20 protein-coding genes and 3 tRNA genes are annotated in these 18,671 nt (G+C 51.6%); 11 read left to right on the top strand and 12 right to left on the bottom strand.

What is annotated here, in order from left to right; genetic code table 11:
- On the top strand, positions 1–274 hold a 274-nt coding region (locus PMI41_RS25330), incomplete at its 5' end, for a hypothetical protein (RefSeq protein WP_210160783.1).
- Here PMI41_RS25330 and PMI41_RS01235 read toward each other — a convergent pair.
- Both PMI41_RS01235 and PMI41_RS01230 read right to left on the bottom strand, forming a co-directional pair.
- A tRNA-Gly gene (locus PMI41_RS01235) sits at positions 263–336 on the bottom strand. The two genes, PMI41_RS25330 and PMI41_RS01235, sit on opposite strands and share 12 nt — an antisense overlap.
- Before the next feature lie 79 nt (positions 337–415).
- A tRNA-Tyr gene (locus tag PMI41_RS01230) sits at positions 416–500 on the bottom strand.
- A gap of 240 nt (positions 501–740) precedes the next feature.
- Between PMI41_RS01230 and rlmB the strand changes: the two genes are divergently transcribed.
- The 3 genes from rlmB to PMI41_RS01215 all read left to right on the top strand — a co-directional run bounded on the left by rlmB (position 741) and on the right by PMI41_RS01215 (position 2,877).
- Positions 741–1,598, top strand: a complete 858-nt coding sequence (gene rlmB, locus PMI41_RS01225) for a 23S rRNA (guanosine(2251)-2'-O)-methyltransferase RlmB (protein ID WP_008120907.1) — start codon at positions 741–743, stop codon at positions 1,596–1,598.
- A 101-nt stretch (positions 1,599–1,699) separates the two neighbouring features.
- Positions 1,700–2,272 (top strand): cytochrome b, encoded by a 573-nt coding sequence (locus PMI41_RS01220; protein WP_008120904.1) that lies wholly within the window; start codon positions 1,700–1,702, stop codon positions 2,270–2,272.
- Positions 2,273–2,322: 50 nt separating this feature from the next.
- On the top strand, positions 2,323–2,877 hold the full coding sequence (locus PMI41_RS01215) for a YceI family protein (protein ID WP_348225790.1): 555 nt from the start codon (positions 2,323–2,325) through the stop codon (positions 2,875–2,877).
- 4 nt (positions 2,878–2,881) lie between these two features.
- Here the strand turns inward: PMI41_RS01215 and PMI41_RS01210 are convergent, their stop codons facing one another.
- Positions 2,882–4,534, bottom strand: a complete 1,653-nt coding sequence (locus PMI41_RS01210) for an FAD-binding dehydrogenase (protein ID WP_008120899.1) — start codon at positions 4,532–4,534, stop codon at positions 2,882–2,884.
- 266 nt (positions 4,535–4,800) lie between these two features.
- Between PMI41_RS01210 and PMI41_RS01205 the strand changes: the two genes are divergently transcribed.
- The 5 genes from PMI41_RS01205 to PMI41_RS01185 all read left to right on the top strand — a co-directional run bounded on the left by PMI41_RS01205 (position 4,801) and on the right by PMI41_RS01185 (position 8,503).
- Positions 4,801–4,876, top strand: a tRNA-Thr gene (locus PMI41_RS01205).
- 95 nt (positions 4,877–4,971) lie between these two features.
- Positions 4,972–5,478, top strand: a complete 507-nt coding sequence (locus tag PMI41_RS01200; RefSeq protein WP_008120897.1) for an AAA family ATPase — start codon at positions 4,972–4,974, stop codon at positions 5,476–5,478.
- Positions 5,479–5,588: 110 nt separating this feature from the next.
- Complete coding sequence (locus PMI41_RS01195; RefSeq protein ID WP_008120895.1) at positions 5,589–6,362, top strand: NAD kinase; 774 nt, start codon at positions 5,589–5,591, stop codon at positions 6,360–6,362.
- A 201-nt stretch (positions 6,363–6,563) separates the two neighbouring features.
- On the top strand, positions 6,564–8,072 hold the full coding sequence (locus tag PMI41_RS01190) for a DEAD/DEAH box helicase (RefSeq protein ID WP_008120893.1): 1,509 nt from the start codon (positions 6,564–6,566) through the stop codon (positions 8,070–8,072).
- Complete coding sequence (locus tag PMI41_RS01185) at positions 8,069–8,503, top strand: NUDIX domain-containing protein (protein ID WP_040853411.1); 435 nt, start codon at positions 8,069–8,071, stop codon at positions 8,501–8,503. Before PMI41_RS01190 ends, PMI41_RS01185 begins: the two co-directional genes overlap by 4 nt.
- Positions 8,504–8,532: 29 nt before the next feature.
- Here the strand turns inward: PMI41_RS01185 and PMI41_RS01180 are convergent, their stop codons facing one another.
- Both PMI41_RS01180 and sufA read right to left on the bottom strand, forming a co-directional pair.
- Positions 8,533–8,853 (bottom strand): TfoX/Sxy family protein, encoded by a 321-nt coding sequence (locus PMI41_RS01180; RefSeq protein WP_008120890.1) that lies wholly within the window; start codon positions 8,851–8,853, stop codon positions 8,533–8,535.
- A 10-nt stretch (positions 8,854–8,863) separates the two neighbouring features.
- Positions 8,864–9,238, bottom strand: coding sequence for a Fe-S cluster assembly scaffold SufA (gene sufA, locus PMI41_RS01175; protein WP_008120887.1), 375 nt, complete (start codon positions 9,236–9,238; stop codon positions 8,864–8,866).
- Between the two features lie 126 nt (positions 9,239–9,364).
- Between sufA and PMI41_RS01170 the strand changes: the two genes are divergently transcribed.
- Positions 9,365–9,958 (top strand): hypothetical protein, encoded by a 594-nt coding sequence (locus tag PMI41_RS01170; protein ID WP_008120885.1) that lies wholly within the window; start codon positions 9,365–9,367, stop codon positions 9,956–9,958.
- A 944-nt stretch (positions 9,959–10,902) separates the two neighbouring features.
- Here the strand turns inward: PMI41_RS01170 and PMI41_RS01165 are convergent.
- The 7 genes from PMI41_RS01165 to PMI41_RS01135 form a co-directional block, all read right to left on the bottom strand.
- Positions 10,903–11,301 carry an SUF system Fe-S cluster assembly protein gene (locus tag PMI41_RS01165; RefSeq protein WP_008120884.1) on the bottom strand — a complete coding sequence of 133 codons (399 nt, stop codon included), beginning with the start codon at positions 11,299–11,301 and terminating at the stop codon, positions 10,903–10,905.
- A 6-nt stretch (positions 11,302–11,307) separates the two neighbouring features.
- A complete protein-coding gene (locus tag PMI41_RS01160; RefSeq protein ID WP_008120881.1) occupies positions 11,308–12,549 on the bottom strand; it encodes a cysteine desulfurase in 1,242 nt (413 codons plus the stop codon).
- A gap of 40 nt (positions 12,550–12,589) precedes the next feature.
- Entirely contained in the window at positions 12,590–13,861 is a 1,272-nt protein-coding gene (sufD, locus tag PMI41_RS01155) for a Fe-S cluster assembly protein SufD (RefSeq protein ID WP_008120879.1), read from the bottom strand.
- Positions 13,862–13,872: 11 nt separating this feature from the next.
- Positions 13,873–14,628 carry a Fe-S cluster assembly ATPase SufC gene (gene sufC, locus PMI41_RS01150; protein WP_008120877.1) on the bottom strand — a complete coding sequence of 252 codons (756 nt, stop codon included), beginning with the start codon at positions 14,626–14,628 and terminating at the stop codon, positions 13,873–13,875.
- A gap of 77 nt (positions 14,629–14,705) precedes the next feature.
- Positions 14,706–14,915: a hypothetical protein gene (locus PMI41_RS01145; protein WP_008120874.1), complete on the bottom strand. Its 210-nt coding sequence runs from the start codon at positions 14,913–14,915 to the stop codon at positions 14,706–14,708.
- Positions 14,915–16,444, bottom strand: a complete 1,530-nt coding sequence (sufB, locus tag PMI41_RS01140) for a Fe-S cluster assembly protein SufB (protein WP_008120872.1) — start codon at positions 16,442–16,444, stop codon at positions 14,915–14,917. The genes PMI41_RS01145 and sufB overlap by 1 nt, the downstream gene beginning before the upstream one ends.
- A 168-nt stretch (positions 16,445–16,612) precedes the next feature.
- Positions 16,613–17,788, bottom strand: coding sequence for a cysteine desulfurase family protein (locus PMI41_RS01135; RefSeq protein ID WP_008120870.1), 1,176 nt, complete (start codon positions 17,786–17,788; stop codon positions 16,613–16,615).
- A gap of 206 nt (positions 17,789–17,994) precedes the next feature.
- Here PMI41_RS01135 and PMI41_RS01130 point away from each other — a divergent pair, with 206 nt between their 5' ends.
- Positions 17,995–18,669: an alpha/beta hydrolase gene (locus PMI41_RS01130; RefSeq protein ID WP_008120868.1), complete on the top strand. Its 675-nt coding sequence runs from the start codon at positions 17,995–17,997 to the stop codon at positions 18,667–18,669.
- Positions 18,670–18,671 lie beyond the last annotated feature (2 nt).

The following is an 18,671-nucleotide window of genomic DNA, read 5'->3' as shown; positions in this document are numbered from 1 at the left end:
GTTCAAACTTGCTCTTAGCCATAATCGTCGTTCTCTCGTCATCACAACCGGTCTAGAGGCCGGTACCATGTTTGTAGTCAGACGAGACAGCGAGCCGTCCGTCAGCACAGTCACCCGCCCGGCCAAACACGACCGATCCGGGTTGGGTTTGTCTTGGGTTATGCTCGTTCATATGGGGACACATGAGCGGCGTACAAGCTCAAGACAAAATCGAAGAGCACCATACGCGCTCTCGCGTGCACGCGGTGCTCTCTATCGAAACTGGAGCGGGTAGCGGGAATCGAACCCGCATATTCAGCTTGGAAGGCTGCTGCTCTACCACTGAGCTATACCCGCACAACACTCAAATTGGCACATAATCTCCACCAAGACCAATTCGTCTTGGGATTATGCGCCAGGCGGGCGGTTCCGGCAGTGGTGGAGGAGGTTGGATTCGAACCAACGTAAGCCAAGCTAACGGATTTACAGTCCGTCCCCTTTAACCACTCGGGCACTCCTCCGGTCACTGCCGATGGAACCGCGCCATTTGGCACTTTACAAACACCGGCCAGATCATCGATCAGGCTGTTGCTTGCGGAGGGCCTTATGCCGACTAGGCTACGTGGTGTCAACACTTACCGAAAGAAAATGAATGAGTTGTGGAAATTGCTTGGTGAAATGCGCCAATCCGAGTGCTGCAGTCAATAAATTCAACGATTAGTCGTATCGCTGCCCAGCTTGAAAGGGTATATGGTCGCGCCATGACAACACAAAAACCCACCCACACGCAAAAAGATTCCCATTACGCGACACTGCGCCGCCAGTACCGTGACCAGAAAGCCGGAGGACCGCCACAGCAAGCGGATCGCGCCTCTCGCCCTCAGGTGGCAGGCACACAGGCGCCGGAAGGTCTGGTGCGCCTCTACGGGCTGCACACCGTGCGTGCAGCGCTGGATAACCCTGCACGCCAAATAAAGCGCATGCTGGTGACGAAAAACGCCCTCGACCGGCTGGAAATTACCGATACGGATGCCTTGCCGTTTAATATCGATATCGTTGAACCGCGCGCAATCGACAAAGAAACTGGTTCTGATGCTGTGCATCAGGGAGTAATGATCGAGGCAAAACCGCTCAAAGCACAATCCCTGAAGGCGCTTCAGGAAAGTCAGTTGCTGTTGATTCTTGATCAGGTAACCGATCCGCACAATGTTGGTGCAATCATGCGCTCGGCAGTTGCCTTTGGTGCAGGCGCCATCATCACCACGGCACGCCATAGCCCGCAGGAATCAGGTGTGCTGGCAAAAGCCGCTTCCGGGGCGCTGGAACTCATTCCACATATCGAAGTGCGCAATCTTGCTGATGCCATCGGCGAATTACATGAAGTTGGCTTCACGACGATAGGTCTTGATTCGGAAGGTCCACTCGAGCTTGAGAAGACGATGCAACAAGGCCGTATTGCACTTGTACTTGGAGCTGAGGGTAAAGGCTTGCGGCAGAAGACACGTGAGACTGTCACTCACCTCGCCCGACTGGACATGCCCGGCGCCATAAAATCGCTGAACGTATCCAACGCGGCTGCGATCTCACTTTATGCAGCGCAGCGTTTCCTGACCAAATAGATCAATTGAATTTGAACTGCATAGTTTGGCAGTGACAGCCGCATTCCCGTGGGCGTAAAGTCAACTCGTTAATTGAGTTGGCTCGCCAACGGAGTGCGGCAATGCTGCGCAACAGCAAAGATTCTTTTGGCCTGATCTCGATCCTGTTCCACTGGATCATCGCCCTGATTTTTCTTGGCCAGATTTTGCTGGGCTATCTGATGTCGCGGGTCAGCGATTTCACACTCCAGTTCAGCCTGTTTCAATGGCACAAATCCTTCGGATTTCTGGTTCTCGGGCTCTCCGCAGTGCGGTTGCTCTGGAAGGCTGCGAGCGTGTCTCCGTCAAATCCTGAAAGCATGACAACCATAGAACGAGTTGGATCGCGCATAGTCCATGCCGCGCTCTATGGAGCACTGTTCATAGTACCGCTGACAGGATGGGCGATTGCCTCCAGTTCACCTTTGCTGATCCCCACTTATATGTTCAATCTGGTGGTCATACCATCGCTACCCTTACAGGTGTCCGACAATGCTGAAGCATTCTGGACAGCGAGCCATGCCTATCTGGCATATTTCTCGGCCACGATTGCCGCTTTGCATATTCTGGCAGCACTTCATCATCATTTCTGGAAAAAAGACGCAATATTAACCCGTATGCTGCGGCCGAGCCCAGCCCCTGCCGAAAGGCGCTAAATCAGGGAAATCTGCACATGCCCGCGAGGAAAAGATTAAGAAGAGTCCAAGTGATATTCGCCGGTATGTTGGCCATGGCCGCTTCTGTTGCTGCTGCGGACACACTTTCTGAAGTAGCAGGACGTTACGATATACAACCCTCATCCCATATTGGCTTCACAGTCGCTCAAGTTGGCGGCGGTGGCATAACCGGAGATTTCAAGAAATTTTCCGGGGTTTTTGCATTAAACAAATCCGATATTGCCCACTCCATGATAGATTTCACATTATATCCAGAAAGTGTCGTCACGGGTCAGGCGCGCATCGAGAACTTTCTGCGTTCGGACGCGGTATTCGACACGGAAAACTTCCCGACCATAAAGTTCAAATCTACCCAGATCACCCAAACCAGTCCGGATACTGCAGTCATCTCCGGCTTGCTGACGGCGCGCGGCAAAAGCAGTCCAGCCACCTTTCAGGCAACCCTGTCGGGACATGGAAAGAATACGATCACATTCCATGTAGATGGAAAGATCATGCGTTCACGCTATGGCATGGATGTGGGCACGCCGATTTACTCGAACGTTGTCCAGTTCGACATGACAATTGAGGCGCAGCGCACCTGAATTGTTACACTGCCTTCGCAGCGGCACGCCCAGCGGTCCGTCCGGAGAATATACATCCTCCGAGAAATGTCCCTTCAAGCGAGTTGTAACCGTGAACTCCACCACCGCCGAAGCCTGCAGCCTCACCGGCTGCGTAAACGCCTGCCAACGGCTCTCCATCCTGTTTCAGCGCTCGCGCGCTTAAATCAGTTTCGATACCACCCAAGGATTTGCGTGTCAGGATATTGAGGCGCACCGCGATCAAACGCCCGTGCTTTGGGTCGAGTATCTTGTGCGGAGGTACGACGCGGACAAGCTTGTCGCCAATATAATTGCGGGCGCCCCGTATCGCAGTGATCTGCACGTCCTTGGTGTAAGCATTATCAACTTCGCGGTCCCGCGCCGTAATTTGTGCCTCAAGCTTTTGCTCATCAATCAGGTTGTCACCACTCAAGGTGTTCATTCTCCGCACCAGATCGGTCAGATTACTTTCAACGATGAAGTCTTCGCCCTTATCGAGAAATGCCTGAACGGGCGCTGGAATTCCCCCAAGAGCCCGCTTCAACACCTGCCGCCAGCTTTTGCTGGTAAAATCAGGGTTTTGCTCCGAACCCGAAAGGGTAAATTCCTTTTTCACGATAGTTTCGTTCAGAATGAACCAAGAATAGTCATAACCCGTTTTCATGATGTGACTGAGCGTAGACAAGGTATCGAATCCGGGCAGGCACGGCGCCGGCAAGCGATCTCCCTTCGCATCAAACCACAATGATGATGGGCCCGGAAGAATGCGTATCGCATGTTTTGACCAGATCGGGTCCCAATTATGTACGCCTTCCACATAATGCCACATGCGATCGCCATTGATCAGATGCGCACCGCTTTGTTCAGCGATACCCAGCATCAAACCATCAACATGATCGGGTACGCCGCTAATCATACGCTTCGGCGCATCGCCCAAGCGCTTCGGCCAGTTCTTGCGTACAAGATCATGATTGCCCCCGATGCCACCACTGCAAACAATGATTGCCTGCGCGCGTAGAATGAATGAACCACTAGCCACTCGCGAGCTTGGTTCGCTGCGTTTTACATTGCTGGGCTCCAGCACCTCCCCCTCTACGCTGTCGACGACGCCACCATTGGTACCGAGAGATGTCACCCTGTGACGAAAACGAAAGGTCAAAAGGCCTTTTTGTTCTGCTTCACGCGCCCGCCGGATGAATGGCTCAACCACACCCAATCCGGTTCCCCATGTAATATGAAAACGTGGCACTGAGTTTCCGTGCCCTGTGGCCAGCGAACCGCCGCGTTCTGCCCAACCAACAATGGGAAACCAGCGCATGCCCTGCGCTTGCAGCCAGGAGCGCTTCTCACCTGCAGCAAAATCCACGTAGGCCTCAGCCCATTTGCGAGGCCAATGATCTTCCTCGCGATCAAAACCGGCAGACCCCATCCAGTCCTGTAGAGCCAGTTCGCGGGAGTCCTTGATTCGCAATCGCCGCTGTTCGGGGCTGTCTACAAAGAACAAGCCACCAAAAGAACGCCAGGCCTGCCCACCAAGTGTTTGTTCGGGCTCCTGGTCGACAATGATTACACGTTTTCCCGCATCCGTCAGTTCAGTTGCGGCGACAAGTCCTGCCAGCCCTGCTCCAATCACAATAGCGTCTGCATCATATGCCATATTCGAAACCCTCCCCGTCCCGATGACATTGAACTACAGATTACCTTTACGTCAACGGCGTTATACAAAATCGATTCCCGTTCAGCTGGTTTGCTCCGGGCATTGCGATTTTCGGCGACCATACGACTTTGCCATGGAGAAACGGCTTACGCGACGAGCCCTGAAAGACCGTGTTTGCGAGGTTTCCAGACTTTCTGCAAAATTATTTCATATAAATCACATTTTCCATTTTACACTGGGGAGCTTTGTGCTAATCGAACGCCGCTGCCCTTATAGCTCAGTTGGTAGAGCATCTGATTTGTAATCAGAGGGTCGGGAGTTCGAGTCTCTCTGGGGGCACCACCTTTCACTTGTACAAATCCTATACGCATGAACCGGGTTGAAACTCGTGTTCGTTTTCCTGCATGATGTGTTTGAACACAGAGCAGGCTTTGATCATGAATCACATCCTCCTTACCGGCATGTCTGCAACAGGCAAATCAGCCATTGTGCGAGAGCTTATCACACGCGGTTACCGAGCCGTTGATCTGGATACTCCGGAATGGTCTGAATGGGTGAATGTCGATTCGGCAGATGTCCTTACGCCTGCGGAAGGCAAAGACTGGGTCTGGCGCGAAGATCGCGTGCGCGCCCTCCTTTCGGAAGATCACAACGACATTCTGTTTATCAGTGGCTGCGCGGAGAATATGGAAAATCTCTATCCACTGATCGACAAGATCATACTCTTGTCGACGCCTTTGGAACTAGTAATGCAGCGCTTGAAGGCTCGTTCGTCCGATAGTTACGGCAGTACTGACGCCGAGCGAAACAAGATCAGCGAGCTTGTCGCGACAGTAGAACCAATGTTGAGACAGGCGGCTCATCACGAAATCGACACAAGCGGCCCTTTGAAAGTTACCGTCGATGAAATTCTCAAACTGGCTTCCGAACCGATGGCATCCTGACATCACCCGAGATTGCCGGTTTCCTTTACCATACATCGCTTTCGACTTTTGCCAGATCACGCTCGCCGTGCTAGGCGATAGTTCTTACTCTTTCATACCCGCAGGCAACCATGAACCGGAAAATTGAAACATTTGCTTTTCTTTCCTCCGGCACACCGGATTCCGATGAAGCGGCTGAGGAGCTGATCAAGACCTATGGTCAATCGGACGCCCGCGATGCGGATGTAATCGTTGCACTTGGCGGCGATGGATTTATGCTTCAAACGCTGCAGCATTATATGAACCAGGGAAAGATGATCTACGGCATGAATCGTGGGTCTGTCGGCTTCCTGATGAATGAATTCAACAGCACTGGGTTAAAAGATCGCGTTGAAGCTGCTCAATCAGAGACAATCAGGCCGCTCAAGATGGTGGCGGAGTCCGTTGAAGAAGGCACTGTAACTGCCTTTGCATTGAATGAAGTCTCACTCCTTCGCCAATCCTACCAAGCAGCAAAAATCCGGATTTCGGTCGACGATCAAGTTCGACTGGAAGAGCTGATTTGCGATGGGGTCATGGTAGCAACACCTGCGGGCTCCACAGCCTATAATCTTTCAGCTCAAGGCCCTATCCTGCCACTTGATGCTCGTCTTCTAGCACTCACTCCGGTCTCTGCCTTTCGGCCCCGGCGTTGGCGTGGAGCGCTGCTACCGAACAAGGTAACCGTGCGCCTTGATATTCTCGAGCCTGAAAAGCGCCCCGTCAACGCTGTCGCAGATCATACGGAAGTAAAGTCGGTTTTATCCGTCACAATCGAAGAAGCTTCGCAGTTGCGGGCGACCATTCTGTTTGACAAGAACCATTCCTGGAACGAACGAATTCTCAAGGAACAGTTCCTTTATTGACAACATTAGAATAAAATGACGGACAATTGTAACAAACTCTTAAATGTGACCATACCCAAGAGTTGACTTTTGCTGGTATGAGCCGTAACGCAATTGCAGCAAACGCTATGCAGATAAGCGTCAGATGCTTCTGGCAAATGCAGCTTTATGCCGATGACAGGCATGCATGGTACCGACTGCAGATAGAAAGTTAAATCTCCATTGACCACCTTTACTGATCTGGGCCTTTCGCCGAAAGTGCTCGATGCTGTAGAAGCAGCAGGATATACAATCCCGACACCCATCCAGGCAGGCGCAATTCCACATGCGCTGCAACGCAAGGATGTTCTCGGAATTGCCCAGACGGGAACCGGCAAAACCGCTTCATTCGTATTGCCCATGTTGACATTGCTTGAGCAGGGCCGTGCCCGTGCCCGCATGCCACGCACACTCATTCTCGAGCCGACACGCGAACTTGCGGCACAGGTAGAAGAAAATTTCGTCAAATACGGAAAAAACCATCGTTTGAACGTGGCGCTGCTCATTGGCGGCGTGTCTTTCGATGATCAGCTGCGCAAGCTTGAGCGTGGTGCAGATGTTTTGATTGCAACGCCGGGCCGCCTGCTTGATCATTTCGAGCGCGGCAAGCTGCTTTTGAGCGCTGTTGATATTCTCGTTATCGATGAAGCAGATCGGATGCTCGACATGGGCTTCATCCCGGATATTGAGCGCATCTGCAAACTCATTCCATTTACACGGCAGACACTGTTCTTCTCGGCAACCATGCCGCCGGAAATCACAAAACTGACGGAACAGTTTCTCCATTCGCCAGTACGTATTGAAGTGGCGAAAGCAGCAACAACAGCCAAGACCGTCGAGCAGAAGCTCGTAAAGTCCGGCAAGAAGGATTGGGAAAAGCGGGCAATCCTGCGCGATCTGATACGCGCGGAAGCCGATGGACTCAAGAATGCGATCATCTTCTGCAATCGCAAGAAAGATGTTTCGGAGCTTTTCCGCTCGCTCGTCAAACACGAGTTTGATGCTGGTGCACTTCATGGCGACATGGATCAGCGTGCCCGCACAACCATGCTGGCGAATTTCAAGGATAACAAGCTAAAGATACTCGTCGCATCCGATGTTGCGGCACGTGGTCTCGATATTCCGGACGTCAGTCACGTGTTCAATTTCGATGTCCCGATCCATTCCGAGGATTATGTTCATCGTATCGGTCGTACCGGACGCGCAGGTCGCTCTGGCAAGGCCTTCACGATCGTAACGCAAGCTGACGCCAAGTATCTTGCGGCTATTGAAAAGCTGATCGGCGAAGATATCACATGGCACGATGGCGATTTGTCTACCCTCCCCGTCTCCAGTGAACCTGACGAGGCACCACGCCGCGGACGCGGCGGTCGTGACAAGCCGGCGCCAAAGCGTCGCCGCAATGAAGGTCGGGAACGCGAGCGGCCGCAGTCTGAGATTGACATCATTGCCGCCGCTGAAAAAGCCAAGGAAATTGAAGTCGAGCCTTTGGACGATCAACCGGTTATCCGCACGGCTGACAAGCCCAACAAGGTTGCGATCAAAGCCGAAAACGACCAACGCCGCGCAAGACCCGAACAGCGTTCGGAACCACGGCGGGATCATCGCAGAGATCGCGACGATATGGGCGCGGCGCCCATCGGTTTTGGTGATGAAATTCCAGCATTCATGCTGATTGATACCAAAATCTGAGGCTTACTGTGCAAAACCCGGGTGTTGGATGCGGCCTCGTATTTTTAAAGGACGCCCACATACTTTTGCTTCAACGCAAGAAAAGCCCGGAATCGGGAGCTTGGGGCATACCGGGCGGCAAGGTCGATTTTCTCGAAACTGCCGAGGAGGCGGTGCGGCGCGAAGCATTGGAAGAAACCGGACTTTCAGCCGGAACCATGAGCTTACTGGGAATTAGTGAGCAGCTATTTCACGATGAACAACAGCATTGGCTGGGAATATTGTTCCTCGCAGAAGACTTTGATGGTGAAATGCAATTGCTCGAACCCGAGAAGCACGGCGGAATAGACTGGTTTCCCTTGGATAAATTGCCAGGTTTTCTGACACTCCCCACCAAGCATGCTCTCGAACTTATACGACAACGTAGTCTGGAGCAGGCTTCGCTGGTCTAGCTCTATATAAAAAACTTGCTCTAGTTTAGCTATTTCGTTACGCGGAGCGCTGCCTCGTATGCACGCCTCGCCCACTCCGTCATGATTTCCGGATCATCCAGCGCTTCTTCTGGAACAGACCAGTAAGGCATTTTCACAAGTTTCTCCTTGCCGTTATAGGTCCATTGTTCGCAGCCTGCCGCTTCGAACACAGGTATTGAAACCTCATCGGCCTTTAGGAGAATATGTCCGGTTGAAAGCTCAAGAGCGAAGATCAAGCCCTCGAAATAAATGCCTTTACCACCGAACATTTTGCGGATTGTTACGCGACCCAACCCATCAAATAAATCGCGGATTGCGTCATTATCCACGTTTCAACGCTCAGGAAGCGGCAGACGCCAAAGCTTCCGGCTTGGCGGGCGTCAGTTCAACCGATTCGCCGCAGCCGCAGGCTGATGTCTGATTTGGATTATTGAAAACGAAACCTGTGCGCAGCTTGGTAACCTCAAAGTCCATTTCCGTGCCGAGCAAATAAAGCACTGCCTCCGGCGCGACGAAAACCTTGGAACCATCTTTCTCGATCACATCGTCACCAGCTTTGGCTTCGGTGACCAGATCGATCGTGTATTCCATTCCTGCACAGCCGCCCTTCTTGATGCCAACGCGAATGCCGAGCGCGTTTTCACGCGTCGCCACAATCTCGCCTACGCGGCTTGCCGCTGCGTCAGTTAATGTGATGACAGAAAAACGACCCATTTATCAGCTCTCTTGTTCAAGACCGGTGCAATAATCACCTGCCATTATAGTTAGTGTTACGCGTATGTCACTGCAAGTGCTCACAATGAATGTGAAGTCATAAACAAGACAGCGAAGGTCTGGATCATGAAAAATCGCTATCGCGCTCTCATTGGCGCTACAATTTTGATAAGTGGCTCACTTCCCGTTCTGGCACAAGAGGCAAAAACGCCCGAAACCGGTGCAACTGTAGAGGCACCTGTTGCGTCTTCGCCTGCTCCTAACAGTGAGACCAAACCAGCAGCACAAAGCGAAACTCAGACCCCACCGGAGTATCTTGATAATCGCAGCACACCGGAAACACTGATCAAGTCTTACTATAATGCCATTAATAGGCAAGAATATGCGCGGGCCTACAGCTATTACGTCCCTGACAGCCCACCACAGCCTTTCCCACAGTTTCAGGCCGGATATGAAAACACCGCATCCGTCACAGTTCAGTTTGGCAAAGTAGAGGGTGAAGGTGCAGCTGGATCAGCCTATTGGAGCCAACCTGTCGCAATCAAATCCGAAGCAAAAGACGGAGCAATCACTGTTTATTATGGCTGTTATCGTCTCAAGCTCGCGAACCCAGCCATACAAGGCGTACCATTCTTGCCCTTATCGCTAATCGACGGAACACTACAAAAATCTGAAAAAAGCATGGAAGACAGCGTACCAGAGGGCTGCGAAGCACCTTGAATACCCCAGGATTGCATTAGGTTGCATTTTAGATGAAGCAAAGGACGGCCGCGACAATCGCCAGTACGCTTATAACGGCGACAGCATGGTCTCTCTTTTCTTTCCTCAGCGCACGTCTGCTGTTCGCCATCATGATACGACGCAGTCCGTAGGTGCCGGAAACACTAACCAATTGTTCTCTCGATAGAATTGTCCGGCACCACAAGACTTGCATAATCAATATCCGAATAAAACCGTGATTAAAATGTATGCTTTTAGTTTTGGAAACTTATACTCAAATAGAACCAGTAAATTACAAACAGGCGCTCGTCTTAATTAGAAGCACGCTTTTTACTCTATTCGCGCTCGCCATATGTTTATAATTTACTAAAATATCCAAAATAACAATCCGTACGTTAGTTGTAGTTCTAAAGTCTAATATCTGCGCACTACTTATCGGCACCCGTTATTCGAGTTTTAAACGCACATTGTTGTCGACTCCCCTTTGCCAAATCCAGCAACATGACGAACCATTATTTCGACTTATCTGCGAATTTCATCAACTGAAATAATAGTTTAGTGCGATGACCACTATGAGCGCCATTATCGCCAATCCGGCAGATGCGAACACCCTAGCCTGTAGTTTTTTTCACTGCTGCACTATCGCTTTTTATAGAGATAAGATGCAACGCCCATCGGAAAGACCTGCAATATCCGCTGCGTTCAGCAATTCGGATATTTCATGCCTATGCCAACAGACCTTGAGAAAGAAGAACAAGGCAGGCGAGTCCTAAAAGTACTTTGGCCATTATGAGACCGTCAAGCACTGCAAGCCCTGCCATAGACAACAGAATAAGAATTGAGAAAATGAAAGAAAATAAGGTCGCCTATCTAAGGTGACCTTCTGTACGAAAGAATAAAGTTAAGTTTCAAGTCAGACTTTCGTCTAGAAATGTCAGCTGATATCAATACCAGCCAACTGCGACCTGGGCTTCTTCTGACATGCGGTCAGGTGTCCATGGGGGATCAAATGTCATGGTCACGTCGACAAAACTTACGCCCTCGACAGCGCTGACGGCGTCCTGCACCCAACCTGGCATTTCACCTGCGACCGGGCAACCAGGGGCGGTAAGCGTCATTTCAATCTTTACCGAGCGATCATTTTCAATATCAATCTTGTAGACGAGACCGAGTTCGTAGATGTCGGCTGGAATTTCCGGATCATAAACTGTCTTCAACGCACCGATAACATCGTCAGTCATACGCGCCAATTCGTCGGCCGGAATTGCCGACACCTGCTCCGCTGGTTCCGGGTGCACGCCTTCGACAGCCGCATCTTGCAGTGTTTCGACTTTATCGGTCATGACAAATCACCCAAAAAACTTTCGCGCTTTCTCCAGCGCATCGGCGAGAACATCGATCTCGTCTCTCGTATTGTACATCGCAAATGATGCACGGCATGTGGATGTTACGCCGAACCGTTTCAAGAGAGGCTGTGCGCAATGTGTTCCCGCACGAACGGCAACGCCCGCCCGGTCGATGACCATGGAAACGTCGTGCGCGTGAATACCTTGCAGCTCAAACGAAATTATTGCACCTTTGCCCTTGGCATCACCAAAGATACGTAAGGAGTTGATCTCGCGCAGACGTTCATGCGCGTAGTCGCGCAGGTTTTCTTCGTGCGCCAGAATCGCATGACGCCCGATCTTTTCCACATATTCGATTGCGGCACCAAGACCGATTGCCTGTGCGATAGGCGGCGTACCGGCTTCAAAACGATGGGGCGGATGATTGTAAGTGACGATATCTTCGCTCACCTCTTCGATCATTTCGCCGCCACCCTGAAATGGCCTCATCGCTTCGAGAATATTTTTGCGACCGTAGAGCACACCGATACCGGAAGGTCCGTAAATCTTGTGGCCAGTAAAGATATACCAGTCACAGCCAAGATCCTGCACATCAACAGGCAAGTGCACAGCGCCTTGACTGCCGTCGACAAGCACGGGAATACCGCGTGCATGCGCGATCCGGACGATTTCCTTGATCGGTGTTACGGTGCCCAACACGTTTGACATGTGGGTAATCGCAACAAGCTTCGTGCGATCTGTCAGGCGTTTTTCAAATTCCTCAATGTGAAAAGCGCCCTGTTCATCGACAGGAACCCAGACTAGTTTTGCCCCTTGCCGCTCGCGAATAAAATGCCAAGGCACAATATTCGAATGATGCTCCATGATCGAGAGGACAATTTCGTCGCCCTCGCCGATATTGGGCATGCCAAAGCCATAGGAAACAGTGTTGATGGCTTCCGTTGCCGACTTCGTAAAGACAATTTCATCAACCGAACCGGCATTCAGAAAACGGCGAACGCTTTCGCGTGCCTTTTCATATGCATCGGTCGTCGCGTTAGAGAGAAAATGCAGTCCGCGGTGCACATTGGCATATTCGTTGGAATAGGTCTGCGAAATCATATCAATGACGGCTCGGGGTTTTTGTGCCGATGCGCCATTGTCGAGATAGACCAAAGGCTTGCCATAAACCTCGCGCGAAAGGATCGGAAAATCCTGACGTATTGCGTCTACGTCATAGCCATTATTGATGATCTTCGTATCCATGATAGCTGCACTCGTCCTTGAGGTTTGCCGCGTCAATCAATCAGATGTGCGTGGCCAGCCACTTATCGAGAATTGCTTCCAGCGCTTCCACCAAAGGTTCGCTTTCCAGCTCTTCAATAATCTCCGCGACAAAAGCCTTGATCAAAAGACCGCGAGCCTCGTTCTCGGGGATTCCACGAGCCTTCAGATAAAACAGATGATTGCCATCAATCTCGGTAACAGTGGCACCGTGACCGCAAGCTACGTCATCAGCAAAGATTTCAAGCTCCGGCTTCGCATCAAACTCGCCATCGTCAGACAAGAGTAGCGTATTGCATGCCATACGGGCGTCGGTCTTCTGGGCGATCCTGTTGACCTTGATCTGCCCCTGGAACACGCCGCGGGCACGATCCGTAACAACATTGCGAACGATCTGCACTGACGTTGTGTTCTCGACCAGATGGCCAAGCGTCATTGTCACATCGGTATGCGTATCGCCTGCAAGCAGGTTTACGCCACGCAACTGGAAATCAGACCCCTCACCCTTCACCAGAACATGCACTTCCTGGCGCACCAGCTTGCCGCCAGCATTGACAACATAGAGCGTGAGTTTGGAATTGGTGCCAAGTGTGGCCGTAAACTGCGCCAACTGTGTTGCATCGGCACCCTGTTCGCGCAGAATGATCCAGTTTATTTCCGCATCATCCGCAATGGTAAGATTACTGACGCTGGTCGAAAAACCTTCACCCTCGCCGCCGGTTTGGCGCTCTATGACCGTCGCCTTGACGCCTTTTCCAAACTGAACCGGAAAACGCACATGGCCCTGTCCACGAGTTTGCGCGTTTTGTATTTCCAATGGCGAGTCAAGCTCGACGCCGTCCGCAACGACGATATTCCACCCGTCCGTGACATATGCAGCATTGATCTGACCAATAGCGTCATCGCCATCACGTATGGCCAGATGCCGAATTGCTTCACCATTCGCGAGCGTCTCACTGAACTTCGTGAAAGTGACCGCTTCGATTTTTGGCGCGTTGAGAGCAATGCCATTTGAAACTGTTGCTACCGACGATCCGGCAATAACTGAAGGCAAAGCAGAGCTGCCGGCGGCAGAATCATAGGCGGGTATGCTACGCAGCAGGGTGCGAAGATCGGTATAGTGCCAAGCCTCAACCCTTCGCGAAGGCAATCCCTGCGTTTTCAGTGCTTCGATAGCATTGTCACGGGCACTGACAACTTCACCATCGCCCGGCAATTCGCCCATGCGGTCAACAAAAGCATCGACCAGGGTCGATTCTGCTGCGGTGGGCTGACGCCCTGTGTGAACATTCATGACATCAATCCTCAAGCAGCTTCGCCGATGATATCGGCGTAGCCATTCTCTTCGAGATGAAGTGCAAGATTTTTGTCGCCGGATTTGATGACCTGGCCCTTGTAAAGCACATGCACACTGTCCGGCACGATATAATCAAGCAGGCGCTGATAGTGAGTAATGACAATCACAGCGCGTTCCGGGGAGCGCAACGCATTGACGCCATCAGAGACGATCTTCAACGCATCAATATCGAGACCGGAGTCGGTTTCATCAAGCACGCAAAGCTTGGGCTCCAACAATTTCATCTGCAGGATTTCAGCCCGCTTTTTTTCACCGCCGGAGAAGCCGACATTGAGCGGACGCTTCAGCATCGCCAGATCCATGTCCAGCGATCCTGCTGCTGTTTTAACGCGCGAGATGAATTCCGGAATCTTCAAAGGCTCTTCACCGCGCGCCTTGCGCTGCGAGTTCAAAGCAACTTTGAGGAATTCCATCGTTGCAACGCCTGGTATTTCCATTGGATATTGAAATGCCAGAAAAATGCCCTTTGCGGCACGTTCTGCCGGGTCCAACTCGAGAATGGATTCACCGTTGTAAAGAATGTCGCCTTCGGTGACTTCATAATCATCGCGGCCAGCGAGAATATAAGACAAAGTTGATTTACCTGAACCATTCGGCCCCATGATGGCAGCAACCTCACCAGCCTTTACCGTGAGGTTCAAACCGCGAATGATTTCCGTGTCCGTGTCTGCGATCTTCGCATGGAGATTTCTGATTTCCAGCATTTCAGTACCCTTTGATATTACATGGATCAGCCGTGGCGACCCTGATGTTTAAATTTCGCGCAGCTATCGAAGCCGCGTTACGATGAACTGTCGCCACTCAGGCTTTTGAGCCGCTCTACAACCGATGCCAGCTCTTTGCGGGCTCTCATCAATTCGGGCTCAAGAACGCGTTCCGTCGCGGTAGAAGCTCGACCAAGTGTATCCGTAAGCTCGTCGATAACACTGCCAAGCTCTTTGTAACGCTTGCGCAACCGGTCCAGTTCTTCCTTCGTGACGGTGACAGCCATTATCCGACGCTCCCCTCGAGACTGATGCCGATCAGTTTTTGCGCTTCAACAGCAAACTCCATCGGCAGTTCCTGAATGACTTCCTTGACGAAACCATTGACGATCAGTGCAATCGCTTCCTCCTCGGGAATACCGCGCTGCATGACATAAAACAGTGCATCTTCAGAAATCTTCGATGTAGTGGCTTCGTGCTCGAATTGGGCAGTCGCGTTCTTCGCCTCGATGTAAGGCACAGTATGCGCGCCGCAATCATTACCGATCAGCAGCGAATCGCACTGGGTGAAATTACGCGCATTTTCCGCCTTGCGATGGGCAGAGACCTGACCACGATAGGTATTGTTCGACTTGCCTGCGGAAATTCCCTTCGAAATGATGCGACTCGACGTATTTTTGCCGAGATGCAACATCTTCGTACCGCTATCGATCTGCTGATGACCATTGGACACAGCAATCGAATAGAACTCGCCGCGTGAATTATCGCCACGCAGGATGACAGATGGGTATTTCCACGTAATTGCAGAACCGGTTTCAACCTGCGTCCAGGAAATCTTGGAATTTACACCGCGGCAATCGCCACGCTTGGTGACGAAATTGTAGATGCCACCTTTGCCTTCCGCATCTCCAGGAAACCAGTTCTGGACAGTCGAGTATTTGATCTCGGCATCATCCAGAGCAATCAATTCAACAACCGCCGCATGCAGCTGGTTTTCGTCGCGCTGAGGTGCTGTGCAGCCTTCCAGATAGGAAACGTAAGCGCCCTCTTCGGCAATAATCAGTGTGCGCTCAAACTGCCCCGTATCCCGCTCATTGATGCGGAAATAAGTGGACAGTTCCATTGGACAGCGAACACCCTTCGGCACATACACAAACGAGCCGTCCGTAAAGACTGCAGAATTCAGCGTTGCATAGAAATTGTCCGAAACAGGCACGACCGAAGCCAGATATTTCTTGATCAGCTCAGGGTGCTCGCGGATTGCTTCGGAAATCGAGCAAAAAATAACGCCAGCCTTCGCCAGTTCGGCCTTGAACGTCGTTACAACGGACACGCTATCAAATACGGCATCCACCGCAACGCGGCCCGACTTGTAAACATTGTCACTGGCTTCTTCGTTTTCGTCACTAGGGCTCGGCTCTCCAACCTTGCGTACACCGGCAAGGATTTCCTGTTCTTTTAAAGGAATGCCAAGCTTTTCGTAGGTGCGCAAAAGCTCCGGATCAACTTCTGCCAACGAAGTCGGACCAGTCTGGTTCTTCGGACCTGCGTAATAGACCATGTCCTGAAAGTCGATTTTTGGATAATCGACGCGAGCCCATGTAGGCTCTTCCATCGTCAACCAGCGCTCGTAAGCTTTAAGGCGCCATTCCAGCATCCACTCCGGTTCATTCTTCTTGGCGGAAATGAAACGGATAATGTCAGCGTTCAGGCCTTTAGGCGCCTTATCCATTTCGATAAGCGTTTCAAAGCCATACTTATATTGGTCCACGTCAAGCGTACGGACCCGGTCAATGGTTTCCTGCACTGCAGGCATTGGCGTTCTCCATCCTCGCGGGGTTCAAGGTCCCGCAGTTGCAAACGTCAAGGCAGTATGTCGTCTTGAATATTTGCCTTCATGTAATGTGCAATCGCACGATTTAACACCGGTATTCACCGGATTTTTTGCAATTATCGACGAAAAAACGACGATAATTGAAATCTTTCATGCTGCATCAGCAGCTACGGCACCCGAGCGGTCCCTTCGGGCAACGATTTTGGTCAGCGCATCAAGAAAGCGGGCAACGTCATCATCGCTCGTATCCGGCGCAGTGGAGACCCGCAAACCGCCAGTACCGGCACCATGTCCCATCGCTGCCAGAACATGGCTTGGACCAACTTTTCCGGATGAACATGCGGAGCCTGCTGATAGTGCTATACCAGCAAGGTCGAACGCTATTTGCACCGTTTCTGCTTTAACAAGCGGTAGGGAAAAGAATGTGGTGTTTGCCAACCGCTCAACATCCGCGCCATAAATGATCGCATCCGACGCAATTGCACGGATGCCATCTTCTATTTTCTCACGTTGAGAAACGGACCAGCCGCCATGCTCCAAACGGTCCCGCGCCATCCGTGCCGCTGCTGCAAAACCCGCAATTAATGGCAGCGCTTCGGTTCCAGCACGATGTCCCTTTTCCTGGCCGCCACCACGTACGAGCGCCTTAGGCATGACCAGATCAGACACCGCGATAATTGCGCCAATACCTTTTGGGCCGCCAATCTTGTGAGCAGATAGAATCAGATAATCCGCAGAACTAGTTGTTATATCTAATATAATCCTGCCGGCAGCCTGTACGGCATCAACAATAAACAAACCGCCAAACTGCTTAACTACAGCGCCAATAGCCGCAATTGGCTGCACGACACCCGTCTCGTTGTTTGCAGCTTGCACTGCAACTAACGGTAGCCCTTGGTTGCGGTCATGAGATGCGAGGAGTTCTTGCAAACGTTCAAGATTCAAGATTCCATTGCCGTCAACGGGAATGATCTCAATCTGCTCCGCCGGAAAACGGCCACCGGCAAGCATGCATGGATGCTCGCTTGCACTGACATATAGCCGTGAGAGGCGCATTTCAGCCCTTCCCATACTATATTGCGGCGTCAGAAGGGTTGAAGCAGCCTCAGTCGCTCCCGATGTAAAGAACACATGATCAGGTTTGGCGTTCACAAGAGCAGCGACATCACGGCGTGCTGCTTCGAGAATTGCTTTCGCAGCTCTACCTTCAGTGTGAACTGATGATGGATTGCCCACATGCGTCAGCGTATCGACAATAGCATCGCGCGCCGCTGTGATAAGCGGTGCGCTTGCATTATAGTCAAGATAGGCGCGATTGCGGGCCATATCGGGGTCAAATCCTGTTCTTTTGCGGTCTATATGATCTGAAAGCGCAATTTTCTTGAAATTGCACCTCGGACCAGCCTATTAAGCCGCTTCGATATAGTTTCTACACCAGTTTTGAACGGTTCTAAACTGGTTTTATGGGTGCTGTTGATTGCCGTCAAGCCCGGCCGGTCAAGAAGCGCCCGTTGGCGAAGACTGGAGTATACATGCCTGAAGTAATTTTCAATGGACCTGCGGGACGTCTTGAAGGTCGTTATCAGCCTTCGATGGAAAAAAATGCTCCTATAGCCATTATTCTGCATCCGCATCCGCAGTTTGGCGGCACGATGAACAACAAGATCGTCTACGATCTTTTCTATATGTTCCAGCAGCGCGGGTTCACAACACTACGGTTTAATTTCCGTGGCATTGGACGCAGCCAGGGCGAATTCGATCACGGATCGGGCGAGTTGTCAGACGCTGCCGGCGCTCTCGACTGGGTGCAGTCGCTGCATCCTGATTCAAAGACTTGCTGGGTGGCAGGATATTCCTTTGGAGCGTGGATCGGCATGCAGTTGCTTATGCGCCGCCCGGAAATTGAAGGTTTTATTTCCGTTGCCCCGCAGCCGAATACCTATGATTTCTCTTTCCTTGCTCCCTGCCCTTCATCCGGACTGATTCTTCACGGCGATCAGGACAAGGTTGCACCGCCCAAAGATGTGCAGGGTCTCGTCGACAAGCTGAAGACGCAGAAAGGCATAACCATCACACAAAAGACGATGGTTGGTGCAAATCACTTTTTCTCTGGCATGACTGACGAAGTTATTGCCGAATGCTCTGACTATCTCGACCGCCGCCTTAATGGCGAATTGGTCGAAGCCAAGCCAAAACGCTTGCGTTAAGT

The organism is Phyllobacterium sp. YR531, assembly GCF_000282595.1.
Classification (GTDB): Bacteria; Pseudomonadota; Alphaproteobacteria; order Rhizobiales; family Rhizobiaceae; genus Phyllobacterium.
The sequence above is the reverse complement of the archived record's forward strand: the minus strand, read 5'-3'. Positions and strand labels throughout refer to the sequence as shown.